The organism is Devosia sp. CAU 1758 (genome assembly GCF_054482695.1).
In genome coordinates, this window is record NZ_JBTLRJ010000004.1 from 13,256 (window position 1) to 28,981 (window position 15,726).

General features: G+C 63.6%; 16 protein-coding genes and 1 tRNA gene. 8 read left to right on the forward strand and 9 right to left on the reverse strand.

The features are described from left to right. The first annotated feature begins 1 nt into the window (after position 1). Positions 2–1,216: a signal recognition particle-docking protein FtsY gene (ftsY, locus tag ACXYMS_RS13450; protein ID WP_458907052.1), complete on the forward strand. Its 1,215-nt coding sequence runs from the start codon at positions 2–4 to the stop codon at positions 1,214–1,216. 142 nt (positions 1,217–1,358) lie between these two features. Here ftsY and ACXYMS_RS13455 read toward each other — a convergent pair whose 3' ends face one another. Together ACXYMS_RS13455 and ACXYMS_RS13460 are read right to left on the reverse strand one after the other, a co-directional pair. After that, the gene (locus ACXYMS_RS13455) at positions 1,359–2,363 is read right to left on the reverse strand and encodes an alpha/beta hydrolase (RefSeq protein ID WP_458907053.1); all 1,005 of its coding nucleotides are present in this window, start codon (positions 2,361–2,363) and stop codon (positions 1,359–1,361) included. A gap of 58 nt (positions 2,364–2,421) precedes the next feature. After that, positions 2,422–2,940, reverse strand: a complete 519-nt coding sequence (locus tag ACXYMS_RS13460) for a DUF805 domain-containing protein (RefSeq protein ID WP_458907054.1) — start codon at positions 2,938–2,940, stop codon at positions 2,422–2,424. A gap of 299 nt (positions 2,941–3,239) precedes the next feature. Between ACXYMS_RS13460 and ACXYMS_RS13465 the strand changes: the two genes are divergently transcribed. After that, positions 3,240–3,857, forward strand: a complete 618-nt coding sequence (locus ACXYMS_RS13465) for a septation protein A (RefSeq protein ID WP_458907056.1) — start codon at positions 3,240–3,242, stop codon at positions 3,855–3,857. Here ACXYMS_RS13465 and ACXYMS_RS13470 read toward each other — a convergent pair. The 5 genes from ACXYMS_RS13470 to tsaD form a co-directional block, all read right to left on the reverse strand. Then, positions 3,854–4,255 carry a DUF1761 domain-containing protein gene (locus tag ACXYMS_RS13470; protein WP_458907057.1) on the reverse strand — a complete coding sequence of 134 codons (402 nt, stop codon included), beginning with the start codon at positions 4,253–4,255 and terminating at the stop codon, positions 3,854–3,856. The genes ACXYMS_RS13465 and ACXYMS_RS13470 overlap by 4 nt on opposite strands. 497 nt (positions 4,256–4,752) lie before the next feature. After that, a complete protein-coding gene (locus ACXYMS_RS13475) occupies positions 4,753–5,187 on the reverse strand; it encodes an EVE domain-containing protein (protein WP_458907059.1) in 435 nt (144 codons plus the stop codon). A gap of 3 nt (positions 5,188–5,190) precedes the next feature. Next, a complete protein-coding gene (locus ACXYMS_RS13480) occupies positions 5,191–5,484 on the reverse strand; it encodes a YciI family protein (RefSeq protein ID WP_458907061.1) in 294 nt (97 codons plus the stop codon). 2 nt (positions 5,485–5,486) lie between these two features. Further along, entirely contained in the window at positions 5,487–6,473 is a 987-nt protein-coding gene (locus ACXYMS_RS13485; RefSeq protein ID WP_458907063.1) for an NAD(P)H-dependent glycerol-3-phosphate dehydrogenase, read from the reverse strand. Further along, entirely contained in the window at positions 6,463–7,542 is a 1,080-nt protein-coding gene (tsaD, locus tag ACXYMS_RS13490) for a tRNA (adenosine(37)-N6)-threonylcarbamoyltransferase complex transferase subunit TsaD (protein ID WP_458907064.1), read from the reverse strand. The genes ACXYMS_RS13485 and tsaD overlap by 11 nt, the downstream gene beginning before the upstream one ends. Before the next feature lie 55 nt (positions 7,543–7,597). Here tsaD and hemC point away from each other — a divergent pair, with 55 nt between their 5' ends. The 5 genes from hemC (at position 7,598) to ACXYMS_RS13515 (ending at position 12,023) form a co-directional block, all read left to right on the forward strand. Continuing rightward, on the forward strand, positions 7,598–8,536 hold the full coding sequence (gene hemC / locus ACXYMS_RS13495) for a hydroxymethylbilane synthase (protein ID WP_458907066.1): 939 nt from the start codon (positions 7,598–7,600) through the stop codon (positions 8,534–8,536). Beyond that, positions 8,536–9,267 (forward strand): uroporphyrinogen-III synthase, encoded by a 732-nt coding sequence (locus tag ACXYMS_RS13500; protein WP_458907068.1) that lies wholly within the window; start codon positions 8,536–8,538, stop codon positions 9,265–9,267. Before hemC ends, ACXYMS_RS13500 begins: the two co-directional genes overlap by 1 nt. 24 nt (positions 9,268–9,291) lie before the next feature. Then, a complete protein-coding gene (locus ACXYMS_RS13505; RefSeq protein WP_458907070.1) occupies positions 9,292–10,527 on the forward strand; it encodes a COG4223 family protein in 1,236 nt (411 codons plus the stop codon). Then, a complete protein-coding gene (locus ACXYMS_RS13510; protein ID WP_458907072.1) occupies positions 10,524–11,909 on the forward strand; it encodes a heme biosynthesis HemY N-terminal domain-containing protein in 1,386 nt (461 codons plus the stop codon). Before ACXYMS_RS13505 ends, ACXYMS_RS13510 begins: the two co-directional genes overlap by 4 nt. Positions 11,910–11,947: 38 nt before the next feature. Beyond that, positions 11,948–12,023: transfer RNA gene (locus ACXYMS_RS13515), tRNA-Thr, on the forward strand. A gap of 23 nt (positions 12,024–12,046) precedes the next feature. Here the strand turns inward: ACXYMS_RS13515 and ACXYMS_RS13520 are convergent. Then, the gene (locus ACXYMS_RS13520; protein WP_458907073.1) at positions 12,047–12,796 is read right to left on the reverse strand and encodes an N-acyl amino acid synthase FeeM domain-containing protein; all 750 of its coding nucleotides are present in this window, start codon (positions 12,794–12,796) and stop codon (positions 12,047–12,049) included. A gap of 134 nt (positions 12,797–12,930) precedes the next feature. Beyond that, entirely contained in the window at positions 12,931–15,210 is a 2,280-nt protein-coding gene (locus tag ACXYMS_RS13525) for a putative bifunctional diguanylate cyclase/phosphodiesterase (protein WP_458907075.1), read from the reverse strand. A gap of 223 nt (positions 15,211–15,433) precedes the next feature. Between ACXYMS_RS13525 and ACXYMS_RS13530 the strand changes: the two genes are divergently transcribed. Beyond that, positions 15,434–15,724: a 4a-hydroxytetrahydrobiopterin dehydratase gene (locus ACXYMS_RS13530; protein ID WP_458907076.1), complete on the forward strand. Its 291-nt coding sequence runs from the start codon at positions 15,434–15,436 to the stop codon at positions 15,722–15,724. Positions 15,725–15,726 lie beyond the last annotated feature (2 nt).

Below are 15,726 nucleotides of genomic sequence, written 5' to 3' on the forward strand. Positions count from 1 at the left end.
TATGACCGATAAAAAGCCCGGCTTTTTCCAGCGCCTCTTCGGCACCCAGCCCGAGCCGGCCGCGCCGCCCGAGACCCTGCCCGAAACCCCGATCACGCCCGACGCCGTGCCGCCCGTGCCGGAACCCGAGCCAGAGCCGGAGCAAGATCCAGAGCCCACGCCGGCCCCAATCGAACCCGATCATCCGCCCCCGCCCGGCCCGCCCGAAACCACGCCCGACTATATCGAGGACGTCGAGGAGCAGGCCGCCTTGACGCCTGTTTCGACGCCGATCATTCCCGCCCCGGCAACGGCAGAACCAAAGGGCTGGTTTTCGCGCCTCGCCTCCGGCCTCCGGCGCTCCTCCGACAATCTCACCACCTCGATCACCTCGGTCTTCACCAAGCGCAAGCTCGATGCTTCCATGCTCGACGAACTCGAAGACGTGCTGATTCAGGCCGATCTCGGTATCGATACCGCCATGGCCATCACCGAGACGCTGCGCCGCGACCGTTTCGACAGGGACATTTCGGGCGAGGATGTGCGCGCCGTGCTCGGCGCCGAGGTCGAGAAAGTCCTTGCCCCGGTTGCCCTGCCGCTCCGCGTTGATGCGAGCAAAAAACCCTTCATCATCCTGATGATCGGGGTCAACGGCTCAGGCAAAACCACCACGATCGGCAAGCTGGCACAGAAATTTGCCGCTGAGGGCAAGTCCGTCATGCTGGCAGCCGGCGACACCTTCCGCGCCGCCGCCATCGAGCAATTGCAGGTCTGGGGCCAGCGCACCGGCGCCCCGGTCATCGCCCGCCCCGCCGGCTCTGATGCCTCGGGCCTCGCGTTTGATGCGGTCACGGAAGCAAAAGCCGAAGCCCGCGACGTCCTCATCATCGATACTGCCGGGCGCCTGCAGAACCGCGAGGAACTGATGGGGGAACTGGAAAAGGTCATCCGCGTCATTAAGAAGGTCGACCCCTCTGCGCCCCACGCGACCCTTCTCACCCTCGACGCCACCACCGGCCAGAATGCCCTCAAGCAGGTGGAAATCTTCGGCGCCCGGGCCGGCGTCACCGGCCTCGTCATGACCAAGCTCGACGGCACCGCCCGCGGCGGCATCCTCGTCGCCATCGCCAAAAAATTCGGCCTTCCAGTGCATTTCATCGGGGTGGGTGAAGGGGTGGCCGACCTCGAACCGTTCGAGGCACGGGATTTTGCGCGGGCAATCGCCGGACGGGAATAGACTGAAAACGCGCTAGCTTGGGTCAACGACCGCAACCGACCCCATTGCGGTCGCTGGTGACCGTTTCAAGAGGTCCCGAAAGCAGCCTTTAGCTGCTCTCCAAAACAACTATGTCCATTGCCTCGCCAGCTACGGCAGCAAATTACCTGCTGGTGGGGACTACAGCTTCGAGAAATGCCAAGATGCGATCAAGGGCTACGATCCCGGCCGGATCATCAAGATTGAATTGATATTCGTGCTGCAGGGGCGGGTGGTTCTCAGGGAAAAACAGGCCCTCAACATGAACGCCCAGGTTGTCGAGCCGCTGCGCCAAAGCAACTGCTTGAGGCTCAAGTGGATCGGCGTTGCCGCTGGTGATGAAGGCCGGCGGGAAATCCGGAGTAACGTATCTGGTTACCGAAGCGAGAGCGAACTGCTCGTCATCGATAAAATTGCGTACGCCAGAGTAAGACCAAAGGACTGTTCGGATGAACCAGCCATAGGGGCCATCCATGCTTACTGAACTCATGTCGAAGGCCCCCGAGACCAGAACCACGCCACGCAGTTGCTCAGAACTTAGAGCCGGAGATATGCCGACGGCTTTTGCATAGGCAGGATCAGAAACGATGTTGGCGAGTTGAGCGGCGATTTGCGCCCCAGCCGAGTCCCCCGCCAGCACGATGCCGCCTGCGTCGATCCCCAAATCGATCGCGTTGTGCAAGAGGTAGTTGATCGCATCATTGGCTTGCCTGACTGGCGTTGGGTAATGCGCGCCAGGTGCCGTGGAATAGTCAATAGCGACGGTGACGTAGCCGTGGTCAGCAAGGATCTTCAGGTAGTTGGCGACCCCATCCTTACTGCCGCCAATCCAACCGCCGCCATGCACCCAGAGCACCAAAGGTAAGGCACCAGTCCTGTTGAAAGGGTGATTGATATCAAACCGTTCCTCAACACCAGTACCATAAGCCATGTTGCGAACGGTGACGACATTCGGCGGCACAAATTTTTCCAGAGCCGCTTCTGAAGCTGCATCATTGCCCGCGAAAGCGAGGGAAAGAATAAGTACGGACGGCCACGGGCTCACCACGAAGGCTACGGTTATAAGGCACAAGGACAAAACAACGATGGCGAACGTCCATGTCAGCATTCGACGCAGATTGCGCATCATCTGACATGTCCTTCGCGCCTACCTACAGTATCAAATGTGGCGACACCCGCGAGCGAGATCATTTGACAGATGCGGGCCCATACTGGTTAGAGCCGGACTGAGATGGCCGGGTCAACCACCACAACATGAGTATGGCTAGAGCAAGTTGTACGACGGCCGCAAGCGCCACCCCTAAGCCCCCCAGCCACGCTGCCGGGGCTATCAAGACGCCTGGGTCATCCAACTGTGTCTCAACCGCCGCGAAAGTCACCACGCCGGCCAGCGCAGCGAATAGGAAGGTGAATGATAGCAACATGGGCAGCAGAACGTACCAGCCGGGGCGTCCTGTATCATGCATCCGACGCCACGCGACAGCGAGCATCGGGAGCAGTATCGCTAGTTGAAACAGTCCACCGAGAACGCGGGGGGTCTGACCAGTTTCCGCATCAACACCGAAGATGGCCGCATCTACAACCGCGAAAAGTGCGGACAAGACCACTGCGAACAAAAAGAACCACCAATACTCCGGTCTGCTGGCCCGACCGGAAAAAACAGCGTACTTCCGGAAGCACGTTTTAACCGCGTTCAAAAACCCCATTCTGTCCCCTAGGCACTTATCCTTTGGTAACCTACCACGTTGGCACCAATGGGCAAAACTACCCGTCTGCCAAGCTTACCTACGGAATTGATCGGCCCTCCCAGTGCCTCGTATCTCACGGAATCGGGTGGATAAAGTTGGCAGCTTCAGGTCTATTTAATCCAGAAGCAGCCAGTCCGCTCACCACCCCTTAGCGGCCCCCGAGCTAAACCTGACAAATTCTGACCACTCTTGTCCGCTAAGCGCTTGCATCAGGCCACAGCTGCCATCACATTGGCTGCAACGCTACGGAACCACGCATGACTGAAAAAGCCGAACCCGAACTCAATTGGGATGAAACCCGGCCCCAGCTGATCAAGCTGGCGCTGGAACTGGGCCCGCTGGTGGTCTTTTTCATCATGAATGGCCGCGCCGACATCTTCGTCGCTACGGCTTGGTTCATGGCGGCCATGGTCATCTCGCTGGCGCTGAGCTGGCTGATCCTGAAAAGGGTTGCCGTCATGCCGCTGGTCACTGGCGTCGTGGTGCTGGTCTTTGGCGGCCTGACGCTATGGCTCCAGGACGATACCTTCATCAAGATCAAGCCCACCATCACCAATACGCTCTTCGCCGCGGTGCTGCTCGGCGGCCTGCTGTTCGGCCAGTCACTGCTCAAATATGTTTTTGGCGATGTCTATAAGCTCAGGCCCGAGGGCTGGTGGAAGCTCACCCTCAACTGGGGCCTGTTCTTCGTCGTGTTGGCGGTGCTCAATGAGGTCGTCTGGCGCTCCACCACCACTGATTTCTGGGTGGCCTTCAAGGTCTGGGGCATCATGCCACTCACCGTCATCTTTTCGATGACCCAGCTGCCGCTGCTCAACAAATATGCCCCACCGGCGGAGCCCGCCAAGGCCCCGCCGATCGTGGTCGAAAGCTAACCGAACAGACCAATTACTACGCCCTGGATCACCAGCACGCCCAGGATGTGCAGGCCATCAATAATGGTCAGCGACCACTTCATGCCTTCATAGCGGTGGTTCATGATCAGCGTGGTGATCACAAAGCCCAGCCAGAGATGCACGGCCACCAGCACGGCATTGGCGATCGTGACCTCGCTCATCAGCCCGATGGTGAACAAGGCCAGGAAAAAGGCCATGACCAGCTCGACCAGTGCTGACCAGATAAAGGGCGTATTGCCGACCTGGAGCTGGTCCTTGGTCTTGCCCAAAGCGTTCAACCACTGCTTGGACAAGCCCATGTACCAGACCGCCCCAAACGCGAAGCTGGCGACGGTGGCCAGCACGATGGCCAGCCAGTTGATACCCATATAATTCATCAGAAGTCCCCCTCGCAAAGGATTGCGCAACAGAATCTAAGCCGATTTTGAGGGAGACAACAGGGGCCTGAGGCCAATTTATCCCCGCCACCAATTCGTCCCGCGTACTCCCGCCCATTCCTCTCGCGAAAGGGCGGACTGCAGCGAACGGTTGCGGGAGGGAATGCCGGGCATTGGGCAGTCGCTTGCGGCCATGGTCTGGTGGGCGGTGGATGAGAGTTCGGCCTCTGTCGATGCAAATCGACAGCGACAGCGCGTGCCTTGGGTGGGCGTGTCGGACAGCTAACCAAGGTCCTGCCTAACGAGAAACTTCGATCCGTCCCGTAGGGCAAATCTCTCCGGTGGAGAGATTTGAGGGGAGAAGGCCATAAGCGCTACGCGCGAATGGCTAGCTCGTTTCGTTTACTTTACCTTGGGACGCGAGCCGTGTCGGGACTCTGCTCTACTCAGTCTCCGCGACGCACTCGGGCCGGGCGGCGCTTACCCATGTGGCAAAGCTAGAGGCCGGCCATCTTGCACAGCAGCGCCCATTCACTATCGCTGACCTTGGATACCGAGAGCCGTGAGAGCTTGACCAACTCAAGCTCTGCCAGTTCTGGCGTCGCCTTGATCTCGGCCAGCGTGACGGGGCGCTTGACTGGCTTGACCGATTGCACATCGACGCAGTCCCACACCACCTCACCCTTCGCATTGAGCTCGCCTGTGCTGTCGGGATGGGCCGGGGTCACCACTTTCATGATGCCCACGATCTCCTTGCCGATATTGGAATGGTAGAAGAAGGCTTCGTCGCCCACCTTCATCTCGCGCATATTGTTGCGCGCCGCATAATTGCGCACCCCATGCCATTCCTCAGCCTCGCCCTTGGCGGTCTTGGCAATGAGATCATCGAAGGAGAACACGTCGGGCTCCGACTTCATCAGCCAATAGGCCATGGTTCAGATCTCCGCGCCCGAATTGTTGATGGCAATCCGCCAGCGCTTGACCTCGTAGCTGGCAAAGACCCCGGCGGGGACGAAGGGATCGGCCGCCGCCATGGCTTCGGCCTCGGCCAGCGTTTCGGCCTCGAACACCACGATCGAGCCTTCCGGCTGTTCCTCGGCATTGAGCAGCGCCCCGGCAAAGACCAGCTTCTTGCCCAGCGAATTGAGATGGTCCAGATGCGCGGGGCGGGTATCGAGCCGCTTCTGCAGCGCACCGGGCGCGTCCTTGGCAATCATGGCATAGAGCATTTTCAGGCTTCCCTTTTGAGCGGACGGGACATCAGCCCCGCGACGATACTGGCAATATCGGCCTCGCCGGCAACGACGGCGTCAACCGCATCGATCAGCGGCGCATCGACATCGAGGCTTTTGGCCAGCGCCGCCGCGACCGGCGCGGTAGCGACGCCTTCAGCGAGCTTGGCCCCCGTTGCCAGGATATCGACCGTCGTGCGGCCAGCGCCCAGCGCCATGCCGAACTGATAGTTGCGCGACTGCACCGAGGTGCAGGTCAGCGTCAGGTCGCCCAGCCCCGCAAGGCCGGTCAGCGTATGGGCCGACCCACCCATGGCGGTCACCATGCGGGCCATCTCGGCAAAGCCCCGCGCGATCAGCGCGGCCCGCGCCGAAGCGCCGAGATTGGCCCCCTCCACCGCGCCGCAGGCCAACGCATAAACATTTTTCAGCGCCCCGGCGATCTCGACCCCGATGCGGTCATCAGCGGCATAGGGTCGGAAACTCGGGCCCGCCAACGCCAGCGCCAGGTCCGAAGTTTCACTGGCATCATCCCCCGCCAGCGTCACCGCCGTCGGCCGTCCTGCCGCCACATCGGCGGCAAAGCTCGGGCCCGACAAAACGAAAGGAATGGAATTGGGCGCCATGTCGAGGAGGATTTCGCTCTGCCGCGCCAATGTCCCGGTTTCCAGCCCCTTGGCCGACAGCACCACTGGCTTTCCCGCCAGCAGCTCCGGATCAAGGCTGGTCAGCAGCGTCCGGGTCGACTGCGCCGGCACGGCAAGGATGACAATATCAGCCTCGACAAGCGCGGCCACAGCCCCGATCCCCGGCAACAGGGCCTGCCCCGGCAGCGCCGCGTCATTCTTGCGCGTCCGGGTGATCGCCTCGGCCTGGTCCTTGTTCCGCACCACCAGCGACACCTGCCGCCCCGCCATGGCGGAGGCCTGCGCCAGGGCCGTGCCCCAGGCGCCCCCGCCGATCACCGCTACGCTTTCATGCCTCATCGCCAGCGACCCTCATATCCGGAGTGTCGAGTGGCCAGCGCGGTCGCGCCACCACGTCCAGCTGGTCATTGGCGCCCAGGGCCAGCCGCTCGGCCCCGGCCCAGGCCACCATAGCCCCGTTGTCAGTGCAAAGAGCAATCGGCGGCACCACGAGGAGCGCACCAGCCGCCTCGCTCACCGCCTGCAAGGACGTCGCAATTGCCCGATTGGCGGCCACGCCGCCGGCCACCACCAATTGCGGCTGCGCATCCGGCAATTCCGCCCGGAACCGCTCCAGCGCCTGCCGCGAGCGGGTCGCCACGATTTCGGTCACCGCCGCCTGGAAGCCCGCTGCAATGTCGGCCACGTCCTGATTGGTGAGGGGTGCCAGGGCCTCGGCCTGCAACCGCACCGCCGTCTTGAGCCCGGAAAAGGAAAAGTCCAGCCGCGCTTCGCGCAGCAGCGGCCGGGGAAACTTGAAGCGCTTGGGGTCGCCCGCCTTGGCGATTCTCTCCACCGCCGGTCCGCCGGGATGGCCGAGCGAGAGAAGCTTGGCCACCTTGTCGAAGGCCTCGCCCAGCGCATCGTCGATGGTGCCGCCCCAGCGCTCGTAATGGCCCACGCCGCGCACCAGCACGAACTGGCTGTGCCCGCCCGACACCAGCAGCATCAGATAGGGAAATTGCACATTGTCGGTCAGCCGCGCCGTCAGCGCATGGCCCTCAAGATGATTGACCGCAATCAGCGTCTTGCCCAGCGAAGCGGCCAGCGCCTTGGCCGTGGTGAGGCCCACCAGCACCCCGCCGATCAGCCCCGGTCCCGCTGTCGCGGCAATGGCGTCGACATCGGAAAGGGAAATGCCCGCCTCGTCCACGGCCTGGGCAATGATATGGTCGAGCCATTCCACATGGGCGCGCGCCGCCAGTTCCGGCACCACGCCGCCAAAGGCGGCATGCTCATCAAGCTGGGAGCGGACCACATTGGAACTTATCGTCCCCCGGCCCGATTGATCCCGCACCACCACGGCCGCGGCGGTTTCGTCGCAGCTGGTTTCAATACCCAGAATGATGGCTTGCGCTTGCCCGGTCACGACGAACTGGTCTACTCCCAACTGAGCCTATCGCCTACTATAGGACCCCTAGCCAATGCAATCGCCCACCCCCTTCGCCCGGATCGGAACACGCGGCAGCCCGCTGGCGCTGGCCCAGGCCAGACTGGTGCGCGAATTGCTGGCAAAGGCCCATGGCGTGGTTGAGGACCGGATCGAGATCGAGGTCTTCTCGACCGGCGGCGACCGCAGCCAGGCCGAGAACACCACCCTTTCCGATATTGGCGGCAAAGGCGTCTTCACCAAGGAAATCGACGAGGCGCTGCTGTCCGGCCGCATCGATATCGGCGTGCATTCTAGCAAGGATGTCGCCACGGGCCTGCCGCCCGGCATTACTCTTGCGGCCTTTCTCGAACGCGAGGACGTGCGCGACGCCTTCATCTCGGTCGCGGTCAAGGGCATCGACAACCTGCCCGAGGGGGCCCGCTTCGGCACTTCCTCCATCCGCCGCGCCGCCCAGGCCCTGCGTTTGCGGCCCGATCTGCGCATCGTGCCCTTCCGCGGCAATGTCCATACGCGCCTGCAAAAGCTGCTCGATGGCGTTGCCGACGCGACCCTTCTGGCCATGGCCGGCCTCAACCGGCTCGACGAGGGCCACCGCGCCACCGCCATTCTCGATCCCGTCCAGTTTATGCCCGCCCCGGCCCAGGGCGCTATTGGCCTGGCCATCCGCACGGATGATAACCGGTTGGCCGACATCGTCGCCCCGCTCGACCATGCTCCGACCCACGCCGCCATCAGCGCCGAACGGACCATGCTGGCCGTGCTCGATGGCTCCTGCCGCACTCCCGTCGGCGCCCTCAGCGGCATTGAAGGCGGCCTGTTGACGCTCAAGGGCGAGATTCTGAGCCTTGACGGCCAGACCAGCTTTGAGGCTCATGCCAGCGGCAGTGACGCCATGGCGCTGGGCGAAACCGTCGGCAAAGCCTTGCTGGCTCAGGCAGGCCCCGATTTCCTCGGAAAGTGGAGCCGCTGATGCGCATGCTGATCACCCGCCCCGAGCCGGACGCACAGGCCACTCAGGAGCGGCTTGCGGCCCTCGATATCGTTGCTGACATCGCCCCGCTGATGACCCGGCAGAACCTTCATGCCCACCTGCCGCCACCCCAGGGCTTTGCCGCATTGGCCGTGACCAGCACCAATGCCCTGCGCGCCCTGGCCGAAACCGCCTCCCTCGCCCCGCTGCTGGACAAGCCCACCATTGCGGTCGGCGACCGAACCGCCCATGAAGCGCGCCAGCTTGGCTTCCGCCATGTTTCAGCAGCCGAAGGAACGCTGGAATCGCTGGCCACCGCCATTGCACTGGCGCGGCTGGACGGGCCAGTCTTCTATCCCGCGGGCAAGCATCTGAGCGGCGATCTGGCCCATGCCCTGGCTCCGCACGGTCTCATGGTGGTGACCGTCCCGGTCTATGAAATGGTGGCCGAAACAACCCTCGCCACCGAAACTTCTGCGGGCCTCGCCTCCGGGCAGTTCGGCGCCGTCCTCTTCTATTCGCGGCGGACCGCCGAGATCTTCTGCGACCTTGTCGCCAATGTGCTGGCGCCGGACATCCGCCGTAACCTGCCGGTCATCTGCCTGTCGGAAAACGTGGCGGCGCCCCTGCTCGATCACCATTTCAGCCGGGTGCTGCTTGCCGACCATCCGAGCGAAGAGGCGATGCTGGCCCTGACCCTGGCTTTTGCCCGCGAGCAAACTGGGTCATGATCGGAATATTGAAAAGGAATGGCCATGGCTGAACAGACCGGCAAGGATATACCAGCAACCGATCCAAAATCGCCCGACGCGCCGTCCGGCAAGACCGGCCCGGTGCGGCCCCCCGTGCTCGAAGGCGCGGCGCGGCCTGCGGCCTCTTCTGCAAAGCCGGCCGAACAGGCTGGTACGGACAAGCCAGCCGCGACCAGACCTGACAAGCCTGCGACGACACCATCACCCCCCAGACCCCATGCCGATGACCCGGAGGGCGGTGGCGGGAGAGCATGGCTCGCCGGCATACTGGGCGGGGCGATCGGCCTTGGCACTGCCTATGGACTGGCCTGGTTCGGCCTCTGGCCCACGCCGGCCCAGGCCCCGGCCCCGGCCGATCCGCGCCTATCGCAATTTGCCACCGCCATCCCCGAACTGGAGACCGTGACCGGAACCGTCCAGGACGAGCTTTCGACCCTGACCAGCCGTGTGGGCGAATTGGAAAACGCTTTGGCCGCCGCCGCACCGGCGGGGGCCGACCCGGCCCTGGCCGAAAGTCTGGCAGCCCTCTCGGCACGCGTCGATGAACTCTCCGCCACTTCGAGCGACGGCTCGGATACCGAGGCGACTGCCGGAGTCTTGGCGGCCATCCAGGTCACGCTGGACAATTTGGAGGCCGAAACGACCGACACGAGCGCCCGGCTCGCTCAGGTTCAGCAGCAGATCGTCGCCCTGTCCGCCAGCGCCGATCAAGACGCCGGCAGTGAGGCGGCCATTATCCGCCTGCCGCTAATATTGTCAGGGCTCGAAAGCGCCATTGCCACTGGCCGGCCCTTCGAGACTGAACTGGCCGCCTTGCGCCGGGCCTTGCCCGAAACGCTGGTGCCCGAAACCCTGGCTGGGCGCGCGGCCACCGGCCTGCCGCAGCCAGAAGCCGTTCAGCGCCGCCTCGACACCGCCCTACCCGACATGCTCGCCGGACGCCCGGCCAACGCCGATGCCAGCTGGCAGGATACCGCCGCCGACTGGTTCCGCGGTCTGATTGCCATGCGCCCAGCCGGCAATATCGAGGGCGATGGCCCCGATGCGGGCATTGCCCGGCTCGAGGCGGCAGTGGCGCGGAGAGACTTCCTCGCCGCCGAGACCGAGCTTTCCGCCCTGCCCGAACCCATGCGCTCTGCCGCCGGCACCGTGGCCGATGACATAGCGAGCCTTGCTGCCGCGGAGGCGTTCCTGACGCAACTGCGGACTGAGGTGCTTGCCGGGGAGAATGGCGCATGATCCGCCTCGCCTCCTGGATCATCGGCAGCTTAGTCGTCGCCGGCATTACCGCCTGGGTCATGGCCCTGCCCGGTACGCTAACACTGGACGTGGCCGGCTACCGCATGCAGCCGCGCCTGGGCACGGCCGTCGTCATCCTCCTGGTCGCCGCCGCCCTGATCATTCTCGGCTGGGCCGTCATCCGCCGAATAGTCGGCGCCCCCCGGTCCATGGCCCGTCGTCGCGCCGCCCGCAGGCGGGAACAGGGTGTCGAGGCACTCTCCGATGCGGTTATTGCGCTGCAATCAGGCGATCCGGCCCGGGCCCGCATCATGGCCCGTGAAGCCCAGGCGCGCCTGCCCGACAATGGCGCCGCCAAGCTCCTCGAAGCCCGCGCCGATCTGGCACTGGGCGACATGCCGGCGGCGCGGGAGCATTATCGCGCCCTGATCGCCAGCGAAAGGACTGCAGTGGCCGCTCTGACTGGGCTTTATGATCAGGCTCGCGCCCAAAACCGTCCCGATGCGGCGCTGACCTTTGCCCGCAAGACCCTGACGCTCTCGCCCGACACCACCTGGGCCGGCCAGGCCGTTTTCGATGATCTGGCGCGGCGTGGCCAATGGGCCGAGGCCGTGGCCATGGTCAATGCCGAGCCCGCTTCATCCCGCGAGGAAAAGGCCAGGAAACGCCGCCGGCAGGCCATCATTGAAACCGCGCGCGCCCGGGAGAGCGAGACCCGCCAGCCCAATGGCGCGCTTGAGCACGCCCTGACGGCGCTCAAGCTCCTGCCCGATTTCGTCCCGGCCGCACTCATCGCCGCCCGCATCTATTCCAACCGGGGCGAAGTCCGCCGGGCTCAGAGCCTGCTCCGGCGCATCTGGCGCGCCACCGGCCATCCAGACGTCGCCGCGCTCTACGCCCATTCCCAGCCCGGCGCCTCGGCGGTGGACCGCCTGAAACGTCTTGGCGAAATCATTGAAATGCCCCCGCCCCATCGAGCCGCCGGCATGGCCATGGCCCGCGCCGCCATCGATGCCTATGACTGGCCCCGGGCCCGCGAAGCGCTGCTGCCCTTTGCCGACGCCGATGCGACCCAGGGCGTCGCCAGCCTCATGGCCGAGATCGAGGAAGGCCAGACCGGCGACCAGGGCAAGGCCCGCGAATGGCTTTCCCGCGCCGTGCGGGCGCCGCGCGATCCGGCCTGGACTGCAGATGGCATTGTCAGCGATGAGTGGGAACCGGTCTCGCCGGTCACCGGGCGTCTTGATGCCTTCGAATGGAAAGTGCCAGTCGCCAGCAATGCCCGACCCGCGCCCCTGGCATCGGGCAACATGCAGCCGCCCCCGTCGCTACCGCAGGCCGAACCGCCTTTGCCCCTTGCATCGGCCGAAAACGCCCAGTAAAAGACCCGCCATCCGTTTGGGACGCAGCCCCATTCGGCGCCGCTTTAGCTCAGTTGGTAGAGCACATCATTCGTAATGATGGGGTCAGGTGTTCGAGTCACCTAAGCGGCACCATTCTCCCACTCAACTTTCGCCTGTCAGCCGGCCTTGGTCAGCAATTCGAGCCGCTGCGCCTGGCGCGCTGAGGGCGCGATGGCCACAGTTGCAGTCGCATCGCCTCCAAACAGCGCCTGCCGCTCCCCCGGCGTCGACATGAAGAACGGGTAGCGATCAGCCACGCGGTCACGGATCGCGGGGACTTCAGCCGCATAGAGCTGCATCGGAAAGGCCAGATTGGCATAAGTGCGCTCGTCACCCAGCGGGCTGGCGCCGAAAATACGCTTGTAGAAGGCGGTATGCTCGGGCCGCACTGCCGACATGCAGAAGCGCACCGGGAAATATTCGCACGCCATGGCCGCGATGCGCAGGGTCAGATAGGGCAGCGCTGGATAGGCCAGCGAGGCCTCGAAATCGGCAGTGAATCGGCCCGGATCGATGAAGCTCTTGCCGCCATCGAGCAGCGGCTGCAGCACATCGGGCCAGACCGACATGCAGGGCGACCAGGGCTGGGCCTGGGTGACCACATGGAAGCGCAGCGAACTGACCAATTGCCCGTCGATATAGACCCCGAAGCAATGGCAATTGGGCAGGTCGTCGAACTCGTCCCGCGTCACCTGCTGGGAGTTGATGGGAATGAAATCCTCGCGCCGATAGGCCTCGTAGCGTAGGCGATAGACCGGATCGAACTGGTCGCCATCGGGTACGCGCCGGTATCGCACATGATCGAGCAGATCGATCAACGTGGTGGCAAATCGCGAACTATTGGCCGTAGGGGTGGCCGCACTCATGAACACTGTCCCCATGTGTAAGGACAGTTCTTAATCCTTTATTAGCCATAGGCGCATTGTGAAAAATGCCATGTCTCCCTACGGAAATTTGCATAGCTTACAAATTTTCGTTCACGGACAAAGCCTTACCGGCGTTAACCAATTATGCGTTTTGCTGGGAGCTGAGCGGAGAGAGGCTGGTTGTTCAGCCGGAAGATCAGCTCGGCAATGTCGCGCGCCGGCAGCGGGCGACTGAAGAAATAGCCCTGCACCTGCTGCACCTTGGTCTGCTCCAGCATGACAGTGAGCTGGTCTTCGGTCTCGACACCCTCGGCCACCACCACCAGGTCCAGGTCGCGGCCCAGTCGCGCTACATTGTTCAAAAGCCGCAGTGCCCGCGGGTTCTGGGCAATGTCGGCCACGAAGGACCGGTCGATTTTCAGCTTGGTGAACGGCAGGGCGCTGAGATAGCTCAGCGACGAATAGCCGGTGCCGAAATCGTCGAGCGCAATGGCGATGCCGCGATCGGCCAGGCCCTTGAGCACGCTATTGGCGAGGTCCCGCTCCTCGATCACCGCCGTTTCGGTTACCTCGATCTCGAGCCGCTCGGGCAGCAAACCGCTCTGTTCCAGCGCCCGATCGACCACAGCGCGCAGGTCAAGGCCCCGGAAGTCGCGCGCCGAGACATTGACGCCCACCCCAACAGATCCGGCCCAGTGACTGCATTCGCGCGTCGCATTGTCGAGCACCCAGGCCGTGATGTTTGAAATCAGCCCCATTTCCTCGGCCAGCGGAATAAAGGTCGCCGGCGGGATAGGGCCAAGTTCGGGATGCGTCCAGCGGGCCAGGGCCTCGCAGCTGACGATGCGGCGGGTTCGGATGTCGAGCAGTGGCTGGAACGCTAGGGTCAGGGCGCCATCGGCCACCGCGTCGCGCAGATCGGATTTGAGGCGCTGGCGGTAGTGATAGTCGATGTCCATCTGGGAGTGGAACACTTGGCTGCGCCCCTTGCCGTCCGACTTGGCCGAATAGAGCGCCAGGTCCGCCTTGGTCATCAGCTCTTCCAGGTCGTCGTTGCTGGTGGGGCTCAGCGCCAGGCCGATGCTGACCCGCACCGGCAGGGTGACGCCCTTGAGCATGAAGGGGGTATCGAAGGCCTCGAGCGCCCGTTCGGCGTCCGCCTGGTGATTTGCGGCACCCTTCCTGAAGGCGGAGAGCGCCACGAATTCATCGCCACCAAGCCGGGCCAGGATCGCATGCTCGGGCAAAGCTTCGCGTAGCCGATAGGCCACCTGGCGCAGCATTTCGTCGCCGATCACATGGCCGAAGCTGTCATTGACATGCTTGAACTCGTCGATGTCGATGATCATCAGGGCGCAAGGCTCGCCCGCAGCGCTGCGCGCTTCGAGCTCGGCCATGGCCAATGCACTGAAATGGCTGCGGTTGGGCAGGCCGGTCAGCGTGTCGTGGCGGGCCATGAAGCTGATGCGCTCCTCGGCATTGACGCGCTCGGTAATGTCCTCGAACAGCAGGACGCTGCGCAATTGCCGCGAGCTAACGGTCACCTCGAAATAGCGGCCGGTATCCAGGGAGATCAGCACCTTGCCCGAGGCGCGGCGCATGATGATTTCGTCCAGTCGCGCCACCGCCGCACGCGGCACGCGGCCGGTATCGCCCAACGCATCGAGTACCGTTTTGAAGGTCTGGCCGGTCAGGCGGTCGATGTCGAGCAGCGCAAAGATGCGCACCGCGCGCTCATTGGCGAGCGAGATCGTGCCATTCTCGTCAAGCATGCACAGGCCATGCTCTAGCGTGGTGATGGCGATGTCGAGCTCGGCGGCCAGACGCGTGACTTCGGCTCGGCCATGCACGGCCGACAGCAGCAGCGCGCGGACATCGCCGGCCAGCTTGCGGAAGCTGATCAGCAAAACGATCAACATGGCTGCCAGGATCTGGTGGTAGAAATCGCCGCGGAAGAACATGGCGACCCAGAGCGGTACCGAAAGCGAGAGAGTCTGGATCGTCAACATCCGGTCGAGGCCGAAATTGCGCGCCACCATGCCCACGGTTGAGGCGATGGTCAGCGTGCAGCTGGCCAGCTCGGCAAATGGATCGCGCACCACCAGAATGGCGACGAGGCACCAGACACCATGAGTGAAGGCCACGAGGGCTCCGCCCAACAGGGCGCGGTTCTCCCAGCGCTCGGCGCCCTCGACGTCGTCGTCGTCTATGCCGGCCTTCCAGAAGGCCTTCATGTTGACAAAGCGTATGGAGCCGACCAGCAGGATGGCGATGGCGACGACCAGGAGGATCGGCGCCTGCGCCTTGAAGGCCGAGATGGCAGCCACGCCGGCGCTGGCCAGGCACCCAAACAGCAATGCCCGCCGGTCGCCATAGACCGAGCGGATAATGGACACATAGTCCAGGGCTGGCATTGTCTTTCTGGCCGAGGTCAGCACGGAACATCCCTTATTGTGCTGCCATTGGGCGCTTTTAGGCCTTAACAACCCCTTGCCCGGGCGCTGCCGGAGCGCTCCGATTTGCCGCAAAGGCTGAATGGCTGGTTAATCCCGTGCCGGTTTGCCTGGATTTGCCGGGGCGCAGCCTTTGGTCTTTGGGAACGTTGATCTTTTCGATTTTTGTGAAATGGAGGACGTCATGGTTGAAAAACTGTCGGCCGCGGGCCGCGAAACAGCTTTGGCTTCGTTGGGGGACTGGACCTATGATCCTGGGGGCGATGCCATTGGCCTGGAGATCCGTTTCAAGGATTTTTCCGAGGCCTTCGGCTTTATGGCGCGGGTGGCGCTTTTGGCCGAAAAGGCCGGGCACCATCCCAATTGGTCCAATGTCTACAACAAGGTATCGATCAGCCTGTCCACCCATGATGCAGGCGGGTTGAGCCAGAAGGATGTCGACCTGGCCGGGAAGATCGACGCGCTGCTGGCCTGAGG

Bases quoted from the DNA above. Each gene is read 5' to 3' on its own strand.
- ACXYMS_RS13500 (WP_458907068.1), top strand. From the start codon at position 8,536: ATGCGCATGCTGATCACCCGCCCCGAGCCGGACGCACAGGCCACTCAG.
- ACXYMS_RS13525 (WP_458907075.1), bottom strand. From the start codon at position 15,210: ATGCCAGCCCTGGACTATGTGTCCATTATCCGCTCGGTCTATGGCGAC.
- ftsY (WP_458907052.1), top strand. From the start codon at position 2: ATGACCGATAAAAAGCCCGGCTTTTTCCAGCGCCTCTTCGGCACCCAG.
- ACXYMS_RS13520 (WP_458907073.1), bottom strand. From the start codon at position 12,796: ATGAGTGCGGCCACCCCTACGGCCAATAGTTCGCGATTTGCCACCACG.
- ACXYMS_RS13530 (WP_458907076.1), top strand. From the start codon at position 15,434: ATGGTTGAAAAACTGTCGGCCGCGGGCCGCGAAACAGCTTTGGCTTCG.
- ACXYMS_RS13470 (WP_458907057.1), bottom strand. From the start codon at position 4,255: ATGAATTATATGGGTATCAACTGGCTGGCCATCGTGCTGGCCACCGTC.
- ACXYMS_RS13485 (WP_458907063.1), bottom strand. From the start codon at position 6,473: ATGAGGCATGAAAGCGTAGCGGTGATCGGCGGGGGCGCCTGGGGCACG.
- ACXYMS_RS13480 (WP_458907061.1), bottom strand. From the start codon at position 5,484: ATGCTCTATGCCATGATTGCCAAGGACGCGCCCGGTGCGCTGCAGAAG.
- ACXYMS_RS13475 (WP_458907059.1), bottom strand. From the start codon at position 5,187: ATGGCCTATTGGCTGATGAAGTCGGAGCCCGACGTGTTCTCCTTCGAT.
- ACXYMS_RS13465 (WP_458907056.1), top strand. From the start codon at position 3,240: ATGACTGAAAAAGCCGAACCCGAACTCAATTGGGATGAAACCCGGCCC.
- ACXYMS_RS13455 (WP_458907053.1), bottom strand. From the start codon at position 2,363: ATGATGCGCAATCTGCGTCGAATGCTGACATGGACGTTCGCCATCGTT.
- ACXYMS_RS13510 (WP_458907072.1), top strand. From the start codon at position 10,524: ATGATCCGCCTCGCCTCCTGGATCATCGGCAGCTTAGTCGTCGCCGGC.
- ACXYMS_RS13505 (WP_458907070.1), top strand. From the start codon at position 9,292: ATGGCTGAACAGACCGGCAAGGATATACCAGCAACCGATCCAAAATCG.
- hemC (WP_458907066.1), top strand. From the start codon at position 7,598: ATGCAATCGCCCACCCCCTTCGCCCGGATCGGAACACGCGGCAGCCCG.
- ACXYMS_RS13460 (WP_458907054.1), bottom strand. From the start codon at position 2,940: ATGGGGTTTTTGAACGCGGTTAAAACGTGCTTCCGGAAGTACGCTGTT.